We start from the raw sequence: 20,950 nt of genomic DNA, 5'->3' as shown, positions 1-20,950 counted from the left end.
TCATCTGATCTGCCTTTAATGGTTTTGTTATTATGTTAGTCGAGGGAAGGAAAAAAATAGTTTGCTTAAATAATAAAAAACCCCAAATATTTTTTATTTGGGGTTCTTTATTTAGAGGTTTTATTCGTTGTCACACTGACCGTCTAAGCTACATTGCTTATTGAGAAACAGCTCTAGCTGCTGGCTAAATAGCCTAAAGTCTCTGATCCGGCCCGTGGTTTTACGCCACACGATACCAATATCTCGATATGCATCATTTTGCGATGGTGTTGCGACCATCTCTTTTTTATCTAAAATGCCTGCATTGATAGCCATTTGTGGTAAAAAAGTAACACCAAGCTGGTGTTCAACCATACTTAATAGCGTATGTAAGCTTGCCGCTTCAAATGGGTTAATACAACTTGAGCGATTCAAGTGGCAAGCACTTAGTGCATGGCCAGTCATGCAGTGCTCACGTTCTAGTAAGAACACACTCGCATCCGGTAAAAGATTAAAATCTTCCACACCATCTGCTGGAGTATAATCTTTATGATGCACTAGGCTGAAGTGATCTTTAGCAAGTACTTGTGTATGAAACTTTTCCGTGTCATACGGTAAAGCGAGTAATGCCATATCAATTTGGCCATGTTCAAGTTTGTCGAGCAGTTTGTCACTGGTGTCTTCAACTAGCACTAGCTCTAACTCGGTAAAGGTCTGTTTGCAGAAATGATATAAAGGCGCAGCAATAAAGCTGGCAATCGTCGGGATCACACCAAGCGTGAGAGTGCCACTCAAAGGCGTTAAAAAACTCTTTGTCAGCTCTTTAAGGCTAAGGGTGTCGTCAATAATCTTACGTGCTTTTTCGACAACCTCTTCACCAATTGCGGTAAACATTAAGCTGCGGTTTTCACGCTCTATAAGTTGGCAACCTAAGGTTTCTTCTAAGTTTTGAATTGCACTACTTAAGGTTGATTGACCGATAAAACAGGCGCTTGCTGCGCGGCCAAAGTGTTGATGTTGGTGGACTGCTAATAAATACTGTAGTTGTTTAATACTTGGTAAGTTATTCATTCTCTACCTGCAAATAAAAAGACCCCAATACCTAAGGCATTGAGATCTTTTCAAGCTAAAAGTCTTTTAGTACTTTTTATACCCCGAAGGCAGTTCTCAGTACATAGAAAATAACAATAGCAAGGGCTGCGCCAACTGGCAATGTAATTACCCAAGAAACTACAATGTTTCTTACAACACCCATGTTAAGAGCCGCAATACCGCGTGCCATACCAACACCTAGTACCGCACCTACAAGTGTTTGCGTAGTAGAAATAGGTAAACCAGTACCTGATGCGATAACAACTGTTGAAGCAGCAGCAAGTTCAGCAGCAAAACCACGGCTTGGTGTTAAGTGCGTGATGCCTTCACCGATTGTTTTAATTACTTTCTTACCTAAGATAGCAAGACCAGCAACGATACCTAAACCACCTAGTGGTAAAATCCACCATGCAATAGCCGCTTTCTTAGCGATTTCACCGTTGTGCTCAACAATGTTTACAACAGCAGCTAGTGGACCAATCGCGTTAGCAACGTCGTTTGAACCGTGTGCGAATGCCATACAACATGCTGTTAGTACCATAAGTACTGCGAACACTTTCTCAACGTTGTTGAACTGCATTTTCTTATCAGCTTTAGGATCGATTTTAAGGCGAGCAATCGCAATCTTACCGATGATAGCAACTACAACAGCAATCGCGATAGAAAGCGCATAACCTTCAACAGCACCTAAGTTAATACCGATATGCTTCAAGCCTTTCTTGATTGTTACAAGTGACATGATGAAGCCCGCTAGACCCATATAGATAGGCACGTAACGCTTAGCATTTTTAAGTGGTGCATCAGTGTCAAAAATTAGCTTTTGCGCACTCATGAAAATCAAATAAGCAATAAAACCAGAGATAGCAGGGGTAACAATCCAGCTACCTACGATACCCATTACCTTGTTCCATTGGATTGCTTCACTACCTACTGCAACCAATGCGAAACCAATGATGGCACCAATGATTGAGTGAGTCGTAGATACTGGCCAGCCTAAGAAAGAGGCAATTAATAACCAGCTACCTGCAGCGAATAATGCGGCAATCATACCGAGTATCATTAACTCAGGTATGTCCATAAATGGCGTGGCATCGATAATCCCTTTACGGATTGTAGATGTAACCTCACCACCGGCAAGGTATGCGCCAGCGAATTCAAACACCATCGCGATGATGATTGCTTGTTTAATTGTAAGTGCTTTTGAGCCTACTGATGTACCCATGGCATTGGCAACGTCATTTGCACCAATACCATAAGCCATAAAGAAACCGACTGCGGCGGCAGTTAAAACCAATAACGTGCCGTAATTTGCAATGATATCCATTGTGTGAACCTTTAATTTTTTTCGTGTTTGAACTGATTTTTAATTAACGAGCTAACATCAGCTCAAGACGAGAACCTACGCGCTCTGCAATATCTGCAAGCTCGCCCACCCACTCAATGATCTTGTATAAGAACATCACGTCGACTGGGTTAAGTTCATTTTCGATGGCGCGCAATTGACGGCGAATTTTGATCTGCATGTCATCCGTGTCTTGTTCAATAGCGTCCAATTCAACGAGCATTTTTTCAACTAAAGTCACTTCGCGACCTTTGAAGCCCGTTTCAAGCAGCTCATCTAGCTCATTGATTGCTTTTGACGCTTGTTTAGTCGCATCAACACAACGAGTTACATAAGCAAGGAAATCTGTTTGGATTTCGGTAGGTATGATCATCTCACGACCAACTACACGACCTGCGATATCTTTTGCTTTGTTAGCAATTTTGTCTTGTTGAGTAACAAGCTCTAGCAAATCGGTACGCTCAACTGGCATGAATAAGCCACGAGGTAGTTGAAGGCGGATGTTACGTTTCATTTCATCAGCTTCACGCTCTAAATTACGAATGTTTAAACGGATTTCTTCCGCTTCTTGCCATTCTTCTTTAAACACGTGATTAAAGAAAGGGATCAATGCTTTACTTGCTTGATGTACTTTCTTAATGTGATCTTCCATAGGCTTAATAGGTGATTTAGCAAAAACCCCTAAAAATGCATTTGTAGGCATAACTGACCCTTTATAAATTAGTATGCTTTGGCAGCTGCGAATTTTACAGCATTGTGTTCGATTGTGAACGCTTTTTCTGCCTTACATCAGCAATAAAACACAAAGCGGCCCTAGGGCCGCTCGATTTAATAATGAAAAGTAGCGGCTTAATTACAGCGACTTTTCTATATCTGCTTGAGATGTATGACGAATATCTTTACCGTTAACAAAATAGATGATGTATTCAGCAATATTCTGGCAACGGTCGCCAATACGCTCTAATGAACGTACTGACCACACTAAATCCATAATTTTCGGGATTGAGCGTGGATCTTCCATCATATATGTCATGATTTGACGAGTAATTGCTTCATATTCACGATCAACTTTAGCGTCTTCTTTATGTACTTCAAACGCACATTGCACATCCATACGTGCAAATGCATCGAGTACATCATGAAGCATTTTCGATACTTGGCGACCCATGTTTTCAATGTTTACCAATAAGTCTTGCTGATCTTTAGTAAATGAGTCTAGCGCAACTTTAGCAATACGCTCAGCTTCATCACCAATACGCTCTAAATCGGCAATTGTTTTTGCAATGGCAATGACAAGACGTAAGTCACTCGCTGCCGGCTGACGACGAGCAATAATGCGTGTACATTCTTCGTCAATATTCACTTCCATTGCATTTACTTTATAGTCGTTTTCACGAACTTTTTGTGCAAGATCTGCATCACCATTGCTAACAGCATCCAGTGCACTGTTTAGTTGTTGTTCAACTAAACCACCCATGTTTAATACATGGTTACGCACATTTTCAAGCTCTTCATTAAAGCGGCCCGAAATGTGTTTATTGATATTATGTTCCATTGTCTACCTCTATAAATTTCGTTTACGGTACCAAGTAACTTTATTAACTAACCGTAACGGCCTGTAATGTAGTCTTCTGTTTTCTTCTTGCTTGGTGTTGTAAATAACGTATTGGTATCTGAATACTCAATCAACTCACCCATGTACATAAACGCAGTTTGGTCTGATACACGAGCAGCCTGTTGCATGTTGTGAGTAACGATTACCACGGTAAACTTATTCTTTAAGTCGTTAATTAGCTCTTCGATAACTAAAGTAGAAATTGGATCTAGTGCCGATGTAGGCTCATCCAGAAGTAGTACTTCAGGCTCGATAGCAATTGAGCGAGCAATTACAAGACGCTGTTGCTGACCACCCGATAGGCCAAATGCACTATCGTGTAAACGGTCTTTAACTTCATCCCATAACGCCGCGCCACGTAAAGATTGTTCAACCACTTCGTCTAGTTTACGCTTTTCTTTAATACCTTGTAAGCGTAGGCCATAAACGACATTTTCGTAGATTGATTTTGGAAATGGATTAGGACGTTGGAATACCATCCCGACATTTCTTCGTAGTGCAGCAACATCTACATTCTTATCATAGATATTGTGACCATGTAGTAAGATTTCACCATCGATACGACAGCTATCAACAAGGTCGTTCATACGGTTGATACAACGTAAAAGTGTTGATTTACCACAACCCGATGGACCGATAAATGCTGTTACCTGACCTTTTGGGATGTTCATATTTACGCCGCTAAGCGCTTGTTTATCACCGTAGTATAGATCTAAGTTTTTAATCTCTAACGCTGTTTGCTCTGCAGTTAGGTTATCTAAATCTAGCTTTGCCGCGCTTTTCGCTTGGTTTACTTGTGGTGCAACTGTAATCATCTCTGTCTACCTATAAAAATTCTGTATTAATGCTCAAGAGCTCTAAACTTTTCGCGTAAGTGGTTACGAATACCAATCGCGGTGATATTCAGGGCGATAATTACTGATACCAGTAAGAATGCCGTGGCATATACCAGCGGACGAGCCGCTTCTACGTTAGGGCTTTGGAAACCAACATCGTAAATATGGAAACCTAAGTGCATAAATTTTCTATCTAAATGTATGTATGGGAAGTTACCGTCAAGAGGCAGTGTTGGTGCCATCTTAACAACACCAACAAGCATGAGTGGTGCTACTTCACCGGCTGCACGTGCAACCGCTAGGATTAAACCTGTCATAATCGCAGGGCTTGCCATCGGAATGATGATGCGCCATAGCGTTTCTGCTTTTGTTGCGCCAAGTGCTAATGAACCATGACGAACCGTACTTGGTATACGTGATAAACCTTCTTCTGTCGAAACAATAACAACAGGCAGCGTTAAAATTGCGAGCGTTAATGCAGACCAAATCACACCTGGCGTACCAAATACTGGGCTTGGCGACGACTCAGGGTAGAATAATTGGTCAATGCTGCCACCGAGCATGTATACAAAGAAACCTAGACCAAATACACCGTATACAATCGAAGGTACACCCGCAAGGTTGATTACCGCGATACGGATCATCTTAGTCACGGCATTTTTTGCTGCATATTCATGCAAGTAAATCGCTGCAACCACACCAAATGGCGTCACAATCACTGCCATTAGTAATACCATGAATACAGTACCGAAAATTGCCGGGAATACACCACCTTCAGTGTTTGCTTCACGTGGGTCATCCGCTACAAACTTACCAAGTTGTACAAAATAGTGACCAAGCTTAGCAAAGAAGCCCATGTCATTAGGGAACCACACATCAAGAACTTGATACAGAGGTAAAGTAACCACTTCACCGCGCATGTCTCTCACAGTTACTTGGTCACGCTTTGCTTCTTTACGAAGTGCAAATAACTGCTTTTCTAACACTGTGTATTCAGCACGTAACTCAGCACGAGTTTGTGCAAGCTCAGCAACACGCTCATCGGTTAGTTCGTTATCAAGCTGGTATGCTTTTTCTTTTAAGCGTAAACGCTCAAGTTCATAGTTAATATGACCAATATCACCATTTTGTAAGTCTAACGCTTGGTCATTTAGGTCAACAGCACGCTCTACAAGATCATAAAGCACATCGATTTTGTTATCTGTGATAACTTCACCGTCTTTAATAACCTGCTCAACATAACCGTAAAAGTTACCGTTTTTGCTACGTTCGAATACTGCAAGCTCTGCTGGCGCAGTACGCGATGTAATGTCTGTCTCTAGTACCCAGCGGAAATCGAGATCAACATACTCACGGTTACCGGTTTTGATTAATAAGCGCTCTAGCTGCTCTTTGTCGTAATGAGATAAATCAACGCCCGTCGCCTCAATACGTGATTTTGCAACTAGTTCACGGTCATAAATTTCACCGATCACTGTTTGTTTTGCAACTGAACCTTGCAGCTCAAATTGCACTACTTCTGATGGCCAGAAAAAGCTTAAACCTTTCCAAGCAATCATGGCTAGTAAGCCAAGAACCGAGATTAAACTGATGCTTACCGCACCGCCGGTCATCCAAATCCAAGGAGAACCAGACTTAAACCACTGCTTTACCATGTCGTGTCTCTCCACCTACATTGAACTGTATTTTTCACGCAGTTGCTGACGAACAAACTCAGCCACTGTGTTGAAAACGAATGTGAATATGAATAATACAAATGCTGCTAAGAATAGGATGCGATAATGCGAGCTACCTACCTCAGACTCTGGCATTTCTACCGCGATATTCGCTGCAAGTGTTCTCATACCCTGGAAGATACTCCAGTCCATAATAGGTGTATTACCTGTTGCCATTAGTACAATCATTGTTTCACCGACCGCACGACCTAGGCCCATCATTACTGCTGAGAAGATACCCGGGCTTGCTGTTAGTAGTACTACGCGAACCAATGTTTGCCATTGCGTTGCACCAAGTGCTAATGAACCGTTTGATAAGTGCTTAGGAACACTGAATACCGCATCTTCAGCAATTGAGAAGATAGTTGGGATAACAGCAAAGCCCATCGCAATACCAACAACTAGTGAGTTACGTTGGTCGAATGTCATACCTAATTCATTGGTTAGGTACTGACGCACATTACCGTCAAACATCCAAAGCTCAATTGAGTTACTCATCGCAAACGATAACCAGCCAATAAAGATAACCACTGGGATAAGTAAAATTGAATGCGAACCTTCAGGAATACGGTGACGAATTGACGCCGGTAGTTTGTTCCAGCCGAATGCAGTTAATAAGATACCAATTGGCAGCAACACCAATAATCCGACAATCGCTGGTAAATGTTCTTCAATTAATGGTGCTAACCAAAGACCTGCTAAGAAACCTAAGATTACCGTTGGTAATGCTTCCATAATTTCTACAGTCGGCTTAACCACTTTACGTAATTCACTCGACATAAAGTACGCCGTGTAAATTGCCGCTGAAAGCGCAATGGGGACCGCAAATAACATTGCGTACATTGCAGCTTTAATCGTACCGAATGAAATTGGCACTAACGAGAACTTAGATTCAAAGTCATCACTCGCAGACGTTGACTGCCAGATGTAACCCGGCTCTGGATAGCCTTCGTACCACACTTCTTGCCATAATGCAGACCAGGTTACTTCTGGGTGCTCGTTATGGATTTCAATCACTTTTAACGCGTCATCAGCAAGAATCAGTGCCGCATTTGAACGTGGTGAAATAGCAAAGTTTTGAATTGGACCTTCGCTTACTTTACCTTGCCACAGTTTTGCATCACTGGTTGTGTAATAAATACCAAGCTCACCGTTAGCACCCGCTGTGAAGAAGGTACGACGATAGAACTCAGTAAAAATATTTAGTTTCGATTGCTTGCTGGTTTCAAATGCACGAATCTTTTGGAACTCACGGCCATTTTCAGTGTTTACTTCAAACCACTGTGATACTTCGCCATTATCGTTAGCAAGCATCAGTGAGTTGGCACCCGCTAATAGCTGAGTTGAAACTAGGTTCGCGTTTTCTTCGTTAGCTGCAAGCAGTTGGATTTGCTCAACTTCAGAAGGGTAACGGGTATCATATACGTAAATTTGATTTGCTGAACGCACGAATGTACGTGTTGTATCAGGTGAAATTAATAGCTCATCAACACGACCTTCGATATCAAGCTCAGTACGCTCAACAACCCACTCTACTTCGCCGGTGAACATGTTTTCTTCACCCACAAAGCTGCTAAATAAAACGCGCTTGTCAGCGGTTAAAGCAACAACAGCTGTTTTATCTTCGTAGTGGCTAAATGCAAATTTAGTGATTGCCGCACCTTGATCGTCAACCTCAAGCGCCATATCACCCAACGGGTAATCTAAACGCGGTGTTAATTGGCGTTGGTTGTTCGGGAATGTCACTAAGAATTTTGGCGCAACCACAACAACAGAGCCATTCTCTAGGCCGTATGCGTATTGCCCCTGAAACGGTGCAGAGCTTGCAAAGCTGCTTACATCGCTTGGTAATTCTGTATTAAGAGTGGTGATCTTTTTACCAAATTGCTCTTTTTCAACATTGTAAAAGTCCACATTACCTTTTTCACCGAGTAAAAAGGCAACTTCTGTTTGCTCTTCAATGCCAAGTCCAACAACTTCTGACGCATTTTGTAGTTTTACACTATTACGTGTTTCTACTTTTGCTGATTCAAAAATAGGTTGAACAACATAAAGAAGGTAAAAGAATATGAGTAGCAGTGCTACAAGCACCATTACGCCACCCGCGGAAATACCCCACTTGGCAAACCTGTCTTTAAATAGACGGCTTCTATCCGTATGAAAGGTAGGTTTATTCGGATTGGAAGTCATCAAAACACCCTTAAAACTTAACGTTGCGCGAATTATATTTCACCAAGATGACAGTAATGTTACAAACGTCATAATTCAGTGTAATAAAGCGAGTATTTCAGGGACGTATTTTAAAGTTAAAGAATGACCAAAATAAGTCATTGTGGAGCACTTTTATTACAGTACCACAATCAAGCTAACAAATTGTTATAACTAATTTTTTATAACTACAGTGAAAAAATTGGACAAACATTAAAACAGCATCAATACTCAATGAGACTTATTTTTTTCAACAATAAGAATCATTTTTAACCAACGCCTCCTCCCTTTTATTGCATTTTTCTGAGGCTTTTTTATAGAGATTTAAGTATGAAGCAGTTAGTAATTACTATTTTAGGGCCAGACAAACCCGGCCTAGTTGAAGATATTTCTGCCACAATTTTAAACCATCATGGTAACTGGCTGACAAGTAATTTGAGCCACCTTGCAGGTCATTTTGCCGGAATTATCGAAGCCGCAGTACCCGAAGAACATTTGCAAGAATTACAAGATGCTCTTCACAGCTTACCTTATCTTGAAGTTCGAATTGAACGTGGAACTGATACCTTGCCTGATGTTCCGTCTGAGGAAATTAATTTCGTGATTACTGGTAATGACAGACCAGGCATTGTACAAGAGCTAGCCAGCGTTATTCGTCACAAAGGGGCGAATATCACTCACCTAAATTCAAAACAACAAAGTGCACCTAACTGGGGCGTGCCAATTTTTAGTGCTGTTGCGACCGTTGCTTTGCCAATAGGCATGAACAAAGACGAAGTGATTAGCGCACTTGAGTCTATTACCACAGACCTAATTGTTGATATTGAGGATGCTTAAACCAAGTACCACTTCTACAACTAAAGTTAGATTAAGCGTGTCACAAAACTGACACGCTTGTCATACTTGTGTCATCTGCATCCTCTACATTCTAACTAGCTATAAACGTTGGAAAACCAGATGAACGCATCACATTCTTCTTCTCAAGCCGTTAATTACTTTGCCAAAGAGCTAAGTTGGCTGTCTTTTAATGAACGCGTGCTGCAAGAAGCCAAAGACAAATCGAACCCGATTATTGAGCGCATGCGCTTTTTAGGTATTTACTCAAACAACATGGATGAGTTTTTCCGTGTCCGTGTTGCCGATGTAAAACGCCGCATATTACTTAATAAAATTCCTGATGCGAACTTTGAAGAAGACGAAATATTACTTCATCAGATCCAAAGTAAAGTGCTCCAGCTTGGTAAAAAGTTTAACCAAATTCATAAAGATATTTTAAATGACTTAAACGAGCATAATATTCATGTTGAACAACCAGAAGAGTTGTCTGAATTTCATTTGAGTTGGCTGAAAAAATTCTTCCACGACAATGTGCTACAACACATATTGCCGATTTTACTCTCTGAAAAGAAAGACTACTCAGATCAGATCAACGACACCATGACCTATTTGTTCGTCGAGATGACCAATCAAAAAAGTCATTATGCCATGATGGAAGTGCCTACTGACCGCGTATCTCGCTTTGTTATTTTGCCACCAGAGAAAACACGCCGTCACAAAACCATCGTGATGCTAGATGACATCATCGCCTACTTTATTCGCGATGTGTTTAGCAGCTTTTTTAGCTTTGATGATATTCAATGCTACGCCATCAAACTCACCCGTGATGCCGAGTACAATTTGGATGATGAGCTAGAAGAAGGCTTGCTCGATAAAATGTCAAAGGGTCTTAAGCAACGTATTTCTGCTGAGCCTGTGCGCCTTGTTTATGACGAGAGCATGCCAGCTGAAATGCTTAAAGTGATGAAAAAGCGTCTTAATATTAGTCAACATGATGCGTTGATCCCCGGCGGTCGTTACCGTAATTTCCGCGATTTTATTGCGTTTCCGAATGTTGGTCGTCAGTATTTAGAAAACAAACCACTGCCTGCATTACAAAGCACGGCTTTTAACAATCACTCAAGTGTGTTTGATGCCATTTCAGAGCAAGATATTTTACTGTATTACCCTTATCACACCTTTAATCATTTACTTGAGTTTGTGCGCCAAGCTGCTTTTGACCCAGATGTAACTCAGATTAAGGTCAATATTTATCGCGTTGCGAGTCAATCTCGCCTTGTTTCTACGCTAATTAATGCGGCAAAAAATGGCAAACACGTCACCGTTATGGTTGAGCTGAAAGCGCGCTTTGATGAACAAAACAATATTGAATGGGCAAAGACCCTGAGTAATGCTGGTGTTAAAGTAATTTTTGGTATTCCTGCATTGAAAGTGCACAGTAAGTTATGCGTTATTCACCGTAAAGAAAAGAACAACATAGTGAAATATGCCCATATAGGCACGGGTAACTTCCATGAGAAAACTGCCAAAATTTATACTGACTTTAGTTTATTTACCAGACATGAAGGTATTAGCGAAGAGTGCGATAGCGTTTTTAGATTCATCGAAAGTAGCTATAAACCATTTCAGTTTGATCACTTGATGCTATCACCAGTCAACGCAAGACAAACTATTATGTCGCTAATTGATGCTGAAATAACCAATGTAGAGCATGGTAAGGCTGGCCGAATTACGCTAAAAATAAACAACCTTGTTGATAAAGAGCTGGTTGATCACCTCTACTTTGCCGCAAGACGCGGCGTAAAAATTCGCATTATTGTGCGTGGCATGTGTTCGTTAGTGCCCTCTGCCGTTAACGATAATATTCGTATCATCAGTATCGTTGACCGCTTTTTAGAGCACCCTCGGGTGATGGTGTTTCATAATAATGGCAACGAAAAAGTGTATATTTCATCAGCGGATTGGATGACCCGAAATCTTGATCACCGTGTTGAAGTCGCCACACCGATTTATGATGAAAAATTAAAACAGCTTATTATTGATATTCTTGAGCTACAGTTTAAAGATAGATCAAAAGCGCGCATAATCGATAGCGAACAAAAAAACAGCTATGTGCGCCGTGGCAATCGTAAAAAAATTCGCTCGCAAATTGCCATTTATGACCATCTTAAGAAATGGGAAAGTAACTATAATAATGAATGATTACCCCTCAATTGCTGCCGTTGATTTAGGCTCAAACAGTTTTCATTTAGTGGTGGCAAGAGAGGTCGATGGCTCTTTGCAAATCTTACACAAAGAAAAGCAGCGCGTTTATTTAGCTGATGGTTTAGATGATAAAAATCACTTAAGCCAAGAAGCTATAGAGCGCGCGCTGGCGATTCTTAAGCAATTTGCTACTACCTTACAGGACTTCCCCCTTGAGAATGTCAAAGTGGCTGCTACTTACACATTGCGCCGCGCGAAAAACATTCATTCGTTCTTAACTCAAGCTAGTAAGGTGTTTCCTTACCCAGTTGAAGTAATATCAGGGCAAGAAGAAGCACGTTTAATTTACCAAGGTGTAGCTCACTACATTCATCACGATGAAAACCGCTTAGTTATTGATATCGGTGGCGGCAGTACTGAACTCATCATTGGTAAACACTTTAAGCACAAGCTACTTGCTAGTCGCAACATGGGCTGTGTTAGCTATACCAAGCAGTTTTTTGCAGATGGACAAATCACTGCTAAGCGCTTTGCCAAAGCTGAGGTACGCGCAGAACAAGAACTCGAAGTAATTTTTGCTAATTACTTATCGGCTGGCTGGCAATCTGTGGTGGGAACATCTGGCACAATTAAATCTATCCTTGCCATGATCAATGCCAATGATGCAGAGCAAGAGCTAATTACTTTAGAGCGGTTATTAGAACTAAAAACCCAGTTTATTGCATCTAAACAAATACAAGCGCTGCAAATTGAAGGTCTTACGCCTGAGCGGCAAGTGAGTATTTGTGGTGGTTTAGCCATTTTAATCGCGGTATTTAGGCTGTTTAAAATCGAAGCGATGCAGTACAGCGACTTTTCACTGCGTGAAGGCCTGCTTCATGAAATGCAGCAAAAGCTCGCCCATAAGGATATTCGCACAAATACCATCGCGAACCTATCTGAGCGTAATGCCATAGATAAAGAGCATGCTAATCGTGTCTCGACAACTGCAAAGTGGCTGTTTGAACAAGTAAGAGAAACATGGCATCTGACCGACTCAGATTACATAAATTTATTGGATTGGGCTGCGCAGCTGCATGAAATTGGCTTAGGGGTTAATTCATCAGGGATACATAAGCACAGCGCGTATATCGTGGCGAATAGCCAATTACCTGGCTTTACGCAGCAACAACAAACCTTGCTTAGTTGCATGATCCGTTTTTATCGGAAAAAGATCCGCTTAGAAGAGTTTCCGGCACTGCATACCATGCAGCATTATGAAATATTGCAGCTTATTGTGATTTTGCGCTTAGCGGTACTACTGAATCAAAAGCGTATTACCGATCAAGGTTTTAAACTTGAGGTAACAGCCAAGCAAAATAGTATGTTCTTAAAGTTTCACAATAAGTGGCTTAAAGAACATACCTTGCTTTTAGCTGACTTACAGCAAGAGCAAAAATACCTTAAAAAAGTCGGCTTCTTACTCGATTTTCATTAAGCTGATTAATAGATTAATAGATTAATCGATTACATATCCATATGGCGGTTAGAGCTTTGCATCATTTGCTTAAGGCCTTGATGTTCAAGCTCAAGTAAACGTTCGAGCTTTTCTTTACTTTGCTCTGTATCAGCTCGCGATACCAAGTATTCGTATAAGTCGATTACTTTTTGGTGTTGCGTGGTTAAGTAAACCTGAATCGCCTTTTCATCAATTTGCTGATCTGTGCTGATATCGTTAAAAGTAATTAGCTCTGGGTTTTCAGCAAAATACTCATAGCAATAGGTATCAAGCGTGTTTATTTCTGTAATGGCTTTAAAGCCAACGAGATCTTCTGCCAGTTTCTTCTCATATTGCAGGTAATAATCCACCAGCATTTGATTGTGCTCGTCCAGTAAGTCTTTAACACTGTGGAAATTGGCTGCCATTTGAGTATGAAATAACACGGTCCAATCATAAACTTGTTGTATTGTTTTAACTTGCATGTGCATTCCTTATCAAAATCAATTTAATATGACTTTGCATAAATTACACCAGCAACAAAAACAATAAATATCAATAAGTTAAAAACAAAATGTGTAACTTGCAGCCAGTAAAAGCGTACAAGTTACACACTGGCTGTAAAATTTATAGGTCGCGTTTACGCCATATAAAATAAAGCGCAGGTAGCACAAGTAGTGTTAAAACTATGGCACTGAGCATCCCGCCGACCATAGGGGCGGCAATTCGGCTCATCACTTCACTACCCGTTCCAGTGCCATAGAGCACTGGCAGTAACCCTATGATAATAGTGGCAACTGTCATCATCACTGGCCTAACCCGAAGGCCCGCACCATTGATGATTGCTTGGCGCAGCTCTGTAACCGTGAACTGCGACGATTGCGCTTTCGCATCTTGATAAGCTTGGTTGAGATAAACCAGCATGATCACGCCAATTTCCACAGCAACCCCAGCTAAGGCAATAAAACCAACCCCAACTGCAACCGAGAAGTTAAAGCCTTCAAGGTACATCAGCCAAATACCGCCTATCATCGCAAGCGGTAAGGTCAGCATGATCATTGCCACCTCAATAAAGCTTCTAAAATTGAGGTATAACAGCACCACAATAATTGCCAAGGTAAGTGGCAATACATAACTGAGTTTAGCTTTTGCGCGCTCCATGTATTCATATTGCCCCGCCCACGTAATTGAGTAACCAGCAGGTAGCTCGAGTTGCTCATGCAGCGCTTGTTGCGCACGCTCAACATAACTGCCGATATCACTGCCTTCAATGTCGATTAAGCTCCAGCCATTAATACGTGCATTTTCACTTTTAATACCCGGCGGGCCATCTTCGATAAAGACATGGGCAACATCAGCCAATGCGATACGCTGTCCGTTTGGTGTCACTATCGGTAACAACTTAAGCTCTTCTGGCGAGTCGCGATAATCTTGCGGGTAGCGCAAGTTAACTGGGTAACGCTCTTGCCCTTCAACCGTTTCTGTCACATTCATACCACCGATAGCGGTGGCAACTACCTGTTGCACATCAGCAATGTTCAAACCGTACCGTGCTGCTTTTTCACGGTTGATATCAACTTTGATGTAGCGACCACCGGCAACACGCTCTGAGTAAACCGACGCTGTGCCTGGTAAATCTTTTAAGATGACTTCTATTTGCTCACCGATTTTTTGAATTTCACTCAGCTTTGGACCTGCAACTTTGATCCCCACAGGCGTTTTAATACCAGTGGCAAGCATGTCGATTCGGGTTTTGATTGGCATAACCCACGCATTGGTGAGCCCAGGGAACTTAACCAGATTATCGAGCTCTTTTTTCAGTTTCTCGGTTGTCATACCCTCTCGCCACTGCGACTTTGGCTTTAACTGAATAAAGGTTTCGATCATAGTAAGCGGCGCAGGATCTGTGGCAGTGTCTGCACGACCTACCTTACCAAATACCGACTCGACCTCTGGCACACTGGCAATTAACTTATCGGTCTGTTGTAAGATTTCACGGGCCTTACCAATGGAAATACCTGGATAAGTCGTTGGCATGTACATTAAGTCGCCCTCATCGAGAGGAGGAATAAACTCACTGCCAATTTTATTAACCGGATAAAAGCCGATAGCAGCCAACACCAAGGCCAGTACCAATGTTGTTTTCGGCGCTTTTAACACCGCACTTAATAAAGGTTTATAGGCTGCCACCAATAAGCGGTTTACAGGGTTTTTCTGCTCAGAAATAACCCTACCGCGAATGAAGTAGCCCATTAATACCGGCACCAGTGTAATCGCTAAACCCGCCGAAGCTGCCATCGCATACGTTTTTGTATAAGCCAGTGGCGAGAACATGCGCCCTTCTTGTGCTTCAAGAATAAACACGGGCATAAAGCTGACTGTAATAATCAATAAACTAAAGAATAACGCAGGCCCGACTTCTGCGGCTGAGTCCATCACCACTTGCCAGCGATTCTCGTCGGTCAGTGGGGTTTTCTCCATATGCTTGTGCATATTTTCTATCATCACGATAGCACCATCTGTCATTGCACCAATAGCAATCGCTATCCCGCCAAGCGACATGATATTGGCGTTTATACCTTGCCAATACATCACCACAAAAGCCGTTAAAATACCCATTGGCAACGTGATAATGGCTACAATCGATGAGCGTATATGGAATAAAAACACCACACACACTAAGGCCACCACGATTAATTCTTCAATTAACTTTGAGCTTAAGTTATCAAGTGCTTGGGTAATTAGGTTTGAACGGTCGTACACAGGGATGATTTCAACGCCCTCAGGCAGGCCTTTTTTGAGCGACTCTAGCTTTTCCTTTACCAGTTTGATGGTTGCTTCGGCATTTTCTCCAAAGCGCATCACTACCACCCCACCGGTTACTTCACCCTCGCCGTTTAGTTCGGCAATACCACGGCGCATTTGCGGCCCAAGTTTTATATCAGCCACATCACGTAATTGCAGTGGCGTACCATTGGCATTAGTACCCAGCGGAATGGCTTCTAAATCTGCGACACTTTTAATATAACCTGTGCTCGATACCATGTATTCGGCTTCAGCCATTTCTACCACTGAGGCACCGCGCTCTTGGTTACCTTGCCTAATTGCTGTTTGAATTAAACTTAGCGGAATACCATAAGCACGCAATTTATCGGGGTCGACATTAACCTGATACTGCTTAACCATACCGCCAACAGACGCTACTTCTGATACGCCCGGCACCGTTTGCAGCTCAAACTTTAAAAACCAATCTTGCAAGCTTCGTAGCTGGCTAATATCGTGCTTACCGGTTTTATCCACCAGCGCATACAAGTAAATCCAGCCTACCCCTGTTGCATCAGGGCCAAGTTCAGGCCTCGCTGAATCCGGTAAGCGAGCACTTACTTGACTCAAATATTCTTGCACCCGACTACGGGCCCAGTAAAGGTCGGTGTCTTCATTAAAAATAACGTATACATAAGAGTCACCAAAAAACGAAAAGCCCCTTACCGTTTCAGCACCCGGCACCGACAACATGGCTGTAGTGATAGGAAACGTTACTTGGTCTTGCACCACTTGTGGCGCTTGTCCTGGGTAAGATGTTTTTACAATAACCTGTATATCAGATAAGTCAGGCAAGGCATCAACTGGGGTATTCTTTAAAGAAAACATCCCAAAACCTGCCAACATTAAAGACAGCAGTAATACAAAGAAGCGATTACCGACTGACCAACGGATCACGGCAGCTATCATTGCATTTCTCCTTGCATAGGGTGGCTCATGGTCATGATGTCAAAAATCACAAACTCACCTTCCACCAATTTAAAGGTAAAATGCACTTCATCATCGCTTTGTAAACTAGACATATCGATGCGCGGCGAAAAGTGAAACTCCATAGTTGCAGCCCCGCGCCCCCACTTAGGGATGGCTTCGCGACTAATCACGGCAGTACGGGCTTCGCGATCAATGCTGTTGATCACGCCATTCACCATTGCGCTGTCACTATCCGGTTCTTGCATACGCATAAAGTCAGAACTCTTACTTGATTCTGAATCTATTAAGAACTGCGCTGAAACCACAACGTTATCGTCTTTCAGTAAGCCTGATAAAATTTCGACATCATGATTATCACTACGGCCTAGCGTCACTGCGACTGACTTAAAGCGCCCTTCACCTAAATCAATCACGACACGGTCTTGACTACCTGTGCGGATCACCGCTTCTTTGGCTATCACTAATTGCGGCTCAGTTGGCTTAGTAGTAATGCTCACTTCAGCAAACATATTCGGTTTTAATAAGCCATCTTGGTTAGCAAAGCGTAAACGCACGCGCAGGGTACGGTTTTTCTCATCAAGGGTTGGATAAATATAATCGACCTTGCCTTGCCAGCGTTTGCCCGGTAAGTAGTCTAAGCTCATCGTCACTGGCAAGCCTTTATGAATAAGCCCGGCTTGACGCTCAAAAACTTCAGCCTCAACCCAAACCTCTTCTAGGTGAGCAATACTCATCATGGTTGTGCCTGGCTTCACAAAGAAGCCTTCGCGGATATTTAGCTCATCCAATACGCCACTTTGCTTGGCATAAAAGGTAATGTTCTGTCTGACCTTTTGGCTTTGCTCTAATCGCACAATAAAATCGTCAGAAACATTCAGTGAGGCTAAGCGTGCTTTTGCCGCACGTATAAGCACCGCATTGTTACGTTTTAGGGCAAGCAGTAGCTCTTCTTGCGCATTCACTAGCTGTGGAGAATACAAGGTATAAAGTGGCTCGCCTTGCTTAACTTGGTCACCTGCGGCTTTTACATATAAGGTTTCTATCCAACCTTCGACACGAGGGTGAATATGCACGAGTTGGTCTTGGTCGTATTGCACATAACCAACCGTATCAACCGTCGTTTGTAATGATTTAAACCTTACGGGCGCTGTTCTTACTCCTAAGTTATTAACGACTGCTGGTGAGATCCTCACAGTACCCGGACTGTCTTCAGCGCTACTTTGCTCCTCATAGACAGGGACTAATTCCATACCCATTGGCGATAACCCCGGTTCATCACGGCGGTAATTGCTGTCCATGGGCGCCACCCAATATAGCGGCTTTTTCTCAGCGCTTGGCATTTGTGCATGCTCTGGCTCAGCTAGTTTATTTACAGCCGTTGCCAATGCCGCACCTACCGCCAAGGCGATAACTAATTTCACTGTGTTATTCATTGCTAGCTCCTTGGCTTTGTGCTGCATTTATTTGGTTATCTTTTGCTGCTGCGTAATAGTTAAGGCGAGCGAGGGTAATTTGTTTATCAATTTCGATGTTTAATGCATCAATTTTCGCGTTAAGTTCGCTAATGCGAGCACGCATCACTTCTGAAAAGTCACCATCATCATTGGTGTAAGCATTTAACGTCGCCTCCGCTTGCTCTGCCATTTGCGGTAATAGCTGCTGTTGATACAGCGCTTTGCGTTGAGCAAGTCGGCTTAATTGGCTAAGCTCTTTAAAATACTGACCTTGCAGTTTTTGCAGGGTAATAAGCTTGTTGGTTTTTACCGCCTCGGCATTAGCTATTGCCGCATTGACTTGTTGATCTTGACGGTTATCAGTAAACAGCGGTAAATCAACACTCACCCCAATAGAGAATAAGTCAGCGCGAGAGTCACCCATCGGGGTATCATCACGATAGCCATAACCAAGGTTCATACCAAATTGCGGCTTATACGCTTCTTTCGCCACTTGCACTTGAGTATTTTTAGCACGCATAGCATGATCAATAGCGATAATTGCCGGGTGGCTCATCAGCACTTCAGTCACCCCCGATGATGCAAGCTCTTGATAAGCCATTACTGCGGCCACCTTGGTGTTTTCATCGCTCACTGCACCGTTTAGCATTTCAATAGGTAGCCATTGTGCTAGTCGCTTTTTGGCACTATCAAACTGTTGTTCTAACATCACCAGCTTATCTTCAAGCCGAGTCAGCTCTAGCTGGGCGCGAATAATATCCTGCTGGCGAGTCGCACCAAGTGTATTGGCATAGCTTGCTTCTGTAATATCAATAAGTTGATTAAATAAGGCTTTATCTTGGTTGATCAGTTGAATGCTTTTTTGTGCGCGATAGGCATTTAGCCATGCTTCGCTAACAATAGCTTTAACCTGTGCTTGGCGGTCTGCTCTAAGCCAAGGGTATTGCTCAGCCGATTGTTTTAAAGCTTGTTGCTGTAAGGCAAGACTATCACCTCGGCTAAATTGTTGTGACAAGCCCACTTTGAATTGCGTCATACCCTCTTGGTCAAAGGCAAAGCCATCGGTTGGTAAGTTCATGAGTCCAACGGTTAACACTGGATCCGGCAAGGTACCTGCCGCAATGCTTTGCGCTTCTATCGCCTGTTGCTGGTATTTATTTGCCTGTAACCAAGGCTCGTGAGTCAATGCATAATCAATCACCTGATTGAGTGCCAACGGCTCTGCTTTCACTAAACTTGAGGTTATCAATACTGCGCCTAGAGAAAGCGCCTTAATCAATTTGCTGTGAATCATCACATGCTCCAAAAATCTTAAAAATGGTTAAAAAACAATAGATTTTGGGTGCAGAATGAGGTGTACTTCAGCGTTTTACTGAACTTTAGACAGACCTATCCTGCTTAAGCAGTAATAGGTGGACGATATAAAGAACTGACGTGAAAACTAAGCTGGCTGGCGCCTAACATGGTGACTTTTTCTGATTGCTTTATTGATTTAACAACTAAATCATTTAACGGCAGGAGTGAGTGAGCTGTACAGGCATTGAACGGACACGCACAATCGCTGTTATCCAATACGTCTTCATGGCAACAATCCATATCACTCATGTCGCTGTCAGCATTCATATTAGCATGATGATCCATTTGCATGCTGGCATGTGGCATATCACATATCATAGCAACAGACGCAACTGACTGACCCACAAAAGTGAGCAGCATCATAGCTATCAATAAGTAGCTTGAAAGTCGCGTCATCATCATACCTTAAAAATTAAGTGCCCAAATTGTAGCCCGAAATTTACGAACTCGACAAGGGTTTATCTATTTTTATGCTACTGCTGGCAGCAATAGCAAACAAGCAATAACCTGTAAAATACCAAAATCCATCACCCAATTCAGCATGCATTTTTATCAACTCGCCCATTTGCCCATCGGCATTACCTGCTAAATAAGACACGATCAATGCAATCACAAACACATCGACCATGCTCCATTTACTTAGGCCTTGTATGAGTTGACCGAGCAAATACTTAAACCTATTCACTGGTAAGAAACAATAAAGCAATTGCATCAGGAGTTTTAAGGTGGGAATGACAATCGAGAACACTGCTACAAGCGCGGCAACAAGGTAGTTTTTGTTATTAGCAAGCTCATTCACGGTGCCCCAAATGCTGCGTGTTTTTTTGTAGGCATCGATTTCTCCTTCAAGCTTATCAAGCCCCAGCATGCTTGATGCCATCATTAACACGCTACGGGTATTGCGATCGCCTTCATCGGCAATCATTTCAATACCTGTTTTGGCAAGCTTAGATTTATCAATTTTTCCTTCAAGGGTGAGCACTGGCTGGGTTACACCGGGAATAAGTAACACTAAGGCAATTAAAATAGCCAGTATAGGAAAAACAACACGCATTAGTTACAAACCTTTTTAATACTCAGA

General features: G+C 42.4%; 16 protein-coding genes. 3 read left to right on the top strand and 13 right to left on the bottom strand.

What is annotated here, in order from left to right:
- Positions 1-120: 120 nt before the first annotated feature.
- The 7 genes from JIG37_RS15755 to JIG37_RS15725 all read right to left on the bottom strand — a co-directional run bounded on the left by JIG37_RS15755 (position 121) and on the right by JIG37_RS15725 (position 8,769).
- A complete protein-coding gene (locus JIG37_RS15755) occupies positions 121-1,050 on the bottom strand; it encodes a hydrogen peroxide-inducible genes activator (protein WP_199529794.1) in 930 nt (309 codons plus the stop codon).
- Positions 1,051-1,126: 76 nt separating this feature from the next.
- Positions 1,127-2,395: an inorganic phosphate transporter gene (locus JIG37_RS15750; RefSeq protein WP_054552478.1), complete on the bottom strand. Its 1,269-nt coding sequence runs from the start codon at positions 2,393-2,395 to the stop codon at positions 1,127-1,129.
- Positions 2,396-2,438: 43 nt separating this feature from the next.
- A complete protein-coding gene (locus JIG37_RS15745) occupies positions 2,439-3,116 on the bottom strand; it encodes a TIGR00153 family protein (protein ID WP_054552477.1) in 678 nt (225 codons plus the stop codon).
- A 150-nt stretch (positions 3,117-3,266) separates the two neighbouring features.
- Positions 3,267-3,968, bottom strand: a complete 702-nt coding sequence (gene phoU / locus JIG37_RS15740) for a phosphate signaling complex protein PhoU (RefSeq protein ID WP_054552476.1) — start codon at positions 3,966-3,968, stop codon at positions 3,267-3,269.
- A gap of 47 nt (positions 3,969-4,015) precedes the next feature.
- A complete protein-coding gene (gene pstB, locus JIG37_RS15735) occupies positions 4,016-4,843 on the bottom strand; it encodes a phosphate ABC transporter ATP-binding protein PstB (protein ID WP_054552475.1) in 828 nt (275 codons plus the stop codon).
- Positions 4,844-4,869: 26 nt separating this feature from the next.
- Positions 4,870-6,519 carry a phosphate ABC transporter permease PstA gene (gene pstA / locus JIG37_RS15730; RefSeq protein ID WP_054552474.1) on the bottom strand — a complete coding sequence of 550 codons (1,650 nt, stop codon included), beginning with the start codon at positions 6,517-6,519 and terminating at the stop codon, positions 4,870-4,872.
- Between the two features lie 15 nt (positions 6,520-6,534).
- Positions 6,535-8,769 carry an ABC transporter permease subunit gene (locus JIG37_RS15725; RefSeq protein WP_194442158.1) on the bottom strand — a complete coding sequence of 745 codons (2,235 nt, stop codon included), beginning with the start codon at positions 8,767-8,769 and terminating at the stop codon, positions 6,535-6,537.
- 348 nt (positions 8,770-9,117) lie between these two features.
- Here JIG37_RS15725 and JIG37_RS15720 point away from each other — a divergent pair, with 348 nt between their 5' ends.
- From JIG37_RS15720 to ppx, 3 genes are all read left to right on the top strand, one after another.
- Positions 9,118-9,624 carry an ACT domain-containing protein gene (locus JIG37_RS15720; protein ID WP_187489490.1) on the top strand — a complete coding sequence of 169 codons (507 nt, stop codon included), beginning with the start codon at positions 9,118-9,120 and terminating at the stop codon, positions 9,622-9,624.
- 120 nt (positions 9,625-9,744) lie between these two features.
- Positions 9,745-11,826 carry a polyphosphate kinase 1 gene (ppk1, locus tag JIG37_RS15715; protein WP_199529793.1) on the top strand — a complete coding sequence of 694 codons (2,082 nt, stop codon included), beginning with the start codon at positions 9,745-9,747 and terminating at the stop codon, positions 11,824-11,826.
- Entirely contained in the window at positions 11,819-13,306 is a 1,488-nt protein-coding gene (gene ppx / locus JIG37_RS15710) for an exopolyphosphatase (RefSeq protein WP_187489492.1), read from the top strand. The genes ppk1 and ppx overlap by 8 nt, the downstream gene beginning before the upstream one ends.
- A 29-nt stretch (positions 13,307-13,335) precedes the next feature.
- Here the strand turns inward: ppx and JIG37_RS15705 are convergent, their stop codons facing one another.
- From JIG37_RS15705 to JIG37_RS15680, 6 genes are all read right to left on the bottom strand, one after another.
- Positions 13,336-13,791, bottom strand: coding sequence for a hypothetical protein (locus JIG37_RS15705; protein ID WP_054563522.1), 456 nt, complete (start codon positions 13,789-13,791; stop codon positions 13,336-13,338).
- A gap of 142 nt (positions 13,792-13,933) precedes the next feature.
- Positions 13,934-17,038 (bottom strand): efflux RND transporter permease subunit, encoded by a 3,105-nt coding sequence (locus JIG37_RS15700; protein WP_199529792.1) that lies wholly within the window; start codon positions 17,036-17,038, stop codon positions 13,934-13,936.
- Positions 17,035-18,492 carry an efflux RND transporter periplasmic adaptor subunit gene (locus JIG37_RS15695; protein ID WP_199529791.1) on the bottom strand — a complete coding sequence of 486 codons (1,458 nt, stop codon included), beginning with the start codon at positions 18,490-18,492 and terminating at the stop codon, positions 17,035-17,037. The genes JIG37_RS15700 and JIG37_RS15695 overlap by 4 nt, the downstream gene beginning before the upstream one ends.
- The gene (locus JIG37_RS15690; RefSeq protein ID WP_199529790.1) at positions 18,485-19,807 is read right to left on the bottom strand and encodes a TolC family protein; all 1,323 of its coding nucleotides are present in this window, start codon (positions 19,805-19,807) and stop codon (positions 18,485-18,487) included. Before JIG37_RS15690 ends, JIG37_RS15695 begins: the two co-directional genes overlap by 8 nt.
- 104 nt (positions 19,808-19,911) lie before the next feature.
- Positions 19,912-20,265 (bottom strand): hypothetical protein, encoded by a 354-nt coding sequence (locus JIG37_RS15685; RefSeq protein ID WP_199529789.1) that lies wholly within the window; start codon positions 20,263-20,265, stop codon positions 19,912-19,914.
- A gap of 43 nt (positions 20,266-20,308) precedes the next feature.
- Positions 20,309-20,923, bottom strand: coding sequence for a paraquat-inducible protein A (locus JIG37_RS15680; RefSeq protein WP_138600179.1), 615 nt, complete (start codon positions 20,921-20,923; stop codon positions 20,309-20,311).
- Positions 20,924-20,950 lie beyond the last annotated feature (27 nt).

Source organism: Pseudoalteromonas sp. bablab_jr010 (assembly GCF_016464105.1).
Classification (GTDB): domain Bacteria; phylum Pseudomonadota; class Gammaproteobacteria; order Enterobacterales; family Alteromonadaceae; genus Pseudoalteromonas; species Pseudoalteromonas simplex.
Note: the sequence above shows the minus strand (reverse complement) of the source record. Positions and strands in the feature narration are given on the sequence as shown.

Excerpts from the sequence above, each read along its gene's own strand:
- JIG37_RS15745 (WP_054552477.1), bottom strand. The coding sequence starts at position 3,116 with ATGCCTACAAATGCATTTTTAGGGGTTTTTGCTAAATCACCTATTAAG.
- ppk1 (WP_199529793.1), top strand. The coding sequence starts at position 9,745 with ATGAACGCATCACATTCTTCTTCTCAAGCCGTTAATTACTTTGCCAAA.
- JIG37_RS15680 (WP_138600179.1), bottom strand. The coding sequence starts at position 20,923 with ATGCGTGTTGTTTTTCCTATACTGGCTATTTTAATTGCCTTAGTGTTA.
- pstB (WP_054552475.1), bottom strand. The coding sequence starts at position 4,843 with ATGATTACAGTTGCACCACAAGTAAACCAAGCGAAAAGCGCGGCAAAG.
- JIG37_RS15750 (WP_054552478.1), bottom strand. The coding sequence starts at position 2,395 with ATGGATATCATTGCAAATTACGGCACGTTATTGGTTTTAACTGCCGCC.
- JIG37_RS15755 (WP_199529794.1), bottom strand. The coding sequence starts at position 1,050 with ATGAATAACTTACCAAGTATTAAACAACTACAGTATTTATTAGCAGTC.
- JIG37_RS15705 (WP_054563522.1), bottom strand. The coding sequence starts at position 13,791 with ATGCAAGTTAAAACAATACAACAAGTTTATGATTGGACCGTGTTATTT.
- JIG37_RS15685 (WP_199529789.1), bottom strand. The coding sequence starts at position 20,265 with ATGACGCGACTTTCAAGCTACTTATTGATAGCTATGATGCTGCTCACT.
- ppx (WP_187489492.1), top strand. The coding sequence starts at position 11,819 with ATGAATGATTACCCCTCAATTGCTGCCGTTGATTTAGGCTCAAACAGT.
- JIG37_RS15690 (WP_199529790.1), bottom strand. The coding sequence starts at position 19,807 with ATGATTCACAGCAAATTGATTAAGGCGCTTTCTCTAGGCGCAGTATTG.
- JIG37_RS15700 (WP_199529792.1), bottom strand. The coding sequence starts at position 17,038 with ATGATAGCTGCCGTGATCCGTTGGTCAGTCGGTAATCGCTTCTTTGTA.
- phoU (WP_054552476.1), bottom strand. The coding sequence starts at position 3,968 with ATGGAACATAATATCAATAAACACATTTCGGGCCGCTTTAATGAAGAG.
- JIG37_RS15695 (WP_199529791.1), bottom strand. The coding sequence starts at position 18,492 with ATGAATAACACAGTGAAATTAGTTATCGCCTTGGCGGTAGGTGCGGCA.
- JIG37_RS15725 (WP_194442158.1), bottom strand. The coding sequence starts at position 8,769 with ATGACTTCCAATCCGAATAAACCTACCTTTCATACGGATAGAAGCCGT.
- JIG37_RS15720 (WP_187489490.1), top strand. The coding sequence starts at position 9,118 with ATGAAGCAGTTAGTAATTACTATTTTAGGGCCAGACAAACCCGGCCTA.
- pstA (WP_054552474.1), bottom strand. The coding sequence starts at position 6,519 with ATGGTAAAGCAGTGGTTTAAGTCTGGTTCTCCTTGGATTTGGATGACC.